Annotated in this window: 1 pseudogene; it reads left to right on the top strand. The window is 65.0% G+C overall.

The features are described 5' to 3' along the window. A pseudogene (locus DM813_RS28290) lies at window positions 1-560 on the top strand (hypothetical protein); the annotation flags it as partial.

Below are 560 nucleotides of genomic sequence, written 5' to 3'. Positions count from 1 at the left end.
GTTCAGGAGCTCAATGCCTGGCGTAACGACGCCATTGAAATGAACCTGCCGTGGTTGGCCGCCGTCGATGCCCAGGGCCTCAGTAACGAGCGCAAGTACATCGTCGCCGAAGCGCTCGACGACGTAAAAGCCGCCATGCAGGCGGGCTACGTCAAGAAGCAGGTCGACAAGGCCGCCGCCCGCCTTGAGTCGGCCAAAGACCGGCAGATGCGCGACCTGGCACGCTTCGGTATCAGCCTGGACGACCTCGAGGCGCAAAAGGCCCGCTATGACCCGGAGCGCGTGCGCACTCAAGCCGAGGCGGACAAGGACTCGGCCTTCACCCCGTACGAAGCGATGCTCGACTGGCCGGCCAAAACCAGGATCCAGGCAGACTTCTGCGCATTGGACCGCAAAGCCCAGGAAGAAATGGACAAACGCGCGGCGGACCACCTCGCCTGGCTGGACAGCGAACTGCTCGAGCGCGCGCTCGACCTCTACGACCGCAAGCAGCCGGTGTGGGGCCAGGCCTTCGCGGCGCAGATCGCCCAGTGCGTGCTGGGCATGAATGGCTGCCCCCA

This window comes from Pseudomonas alkylphenolica (assembly GCF_004025535.1).
GTDB classification, from domain to species: domain Bacteria; phylum Pseudomonadota; class Gammaproteobacteria; order Pseudomonadales; family Pseudomonadaceae; genus Aquipseudomonas; species Aquipseudomonas alkylphenolica_A.
This window is presented reverse-complemented; position numbering and strand designations above follow the sequence as displayed.